The 341-nt window shown below is 77.4% G+C and carries 1 protein-coding gene; it reads left to right on the top strand.

The features are described 5' to 3' along the window. On the top strand, window positions 1-232 hold a 232-nt coding region (locus IH13_RS45605), incomplete at its 5' end, for a hypothetical protein (RefSeq protein WP_158791280.1). Window positions 233-341: the final 109 nt, after the last annotated feature.

The raw sequence follows: 341 nt of genomic DNA, 5'->3' as shown, positions 1-341 counted from the left end.
GATGTGTATAAGAGACAGCCTGTCGGTGCTGCTGCGCCGGGACGGGGTGGGGCCGGTGGGGGGCGGGCGCCGGCTCGGGCCGGGCCAGTTGGTGGACCTGCTGCGCCCAGGACGCGGATCCGTCGGCGGGGCCGGGCAGTTGGGGCGTGACCGGCCGGGGCGGTGTCTGTGCGCGGTCCGGTGTCCGGTTCTGCGCGCGTTCCTGCGGCTGGGGCGGTGCCGGCGCGGGTGAGGGGGCCGGGGCCTGCGGCGCGGGGGCGGGCGGAAGCGCCCGCATCGCCATCGTGCCGTCCGCCGGCGCCGCCCCCTCGTCCCGCGGTGCGGGTGTCTCTTATACACAT

The sequence above is a fragment of the Streptomyces sp. NRRL WC-3549 genome (assembly GCF_000721935.1).
In the GTDB taxonomy this organism is placed as follows: domain Bacteria; phylum Actinomycetota; class Actinomycetes; order Streptomycetales; family Streptomycetaceae; genus Streptomyces.
This window is presented reverse-complemented; position numbering and strand designations above follow the sequence as displayed.